This is a genomic window from Pseudomonas sp. HMSC066A08, from assembly GCF_001813025.1.
GTDB classification, from domain to species: domain Bacteria; phylum Pseudomonadota; class Gammaproteobacteria; order Pseudomonadales; family Pseudomonadaceae; genus Pseudomonas; species Pseudomonas aeruginosa.
This window is the reverse complement of record NZ_KV811240.1, coordinates 1-254: the sequence shown is the minus strand read 5'-3', so window position 1 is coordinate 254 and position 254 is coordinate 1. Positions and strand designations below refer to the sequence as shown.

The 254-nt window shown below is 39.8% G+C and carries 1 protein-coding gene; it reads right to left on the bottom strand.

Features of this window, described 5'->3' with window-relative positions; genetic code table 11:
- Positions 1-6 precede the first annotated feature (6 nt).
- On the bottom strand, positions 7-254 hold a 248-nt coding region (locus tag HMPREF2886_RS32790), incomplete at its 5' end, for a hypothetical protein (protein WP_218189069.1).

Below are 254 nucleotides of genomic sequence, written 5' to 3'. Positions count from 1 at the left end.
ATAACATTATTGATTTCCTTGCATTACAGCTTGTCGCCCTTTTAATAGCGCTTTTTCCGCTGAGCCTTTTGCCAGTGTCATATATTTAAAAAACAGCACATCAAAAGCGACCATTTGCAATACTTGCGGTGTGAACACCCCCAATTGTGAATGTTGCTCATCATAAAAATAAGGTAATGTGTAATTCGCTAAGCGCGTAGCTTCATCTTGCCCAAAACGTGTTAAAGCCACTGTGATACAGCCTTCTTGTTTTG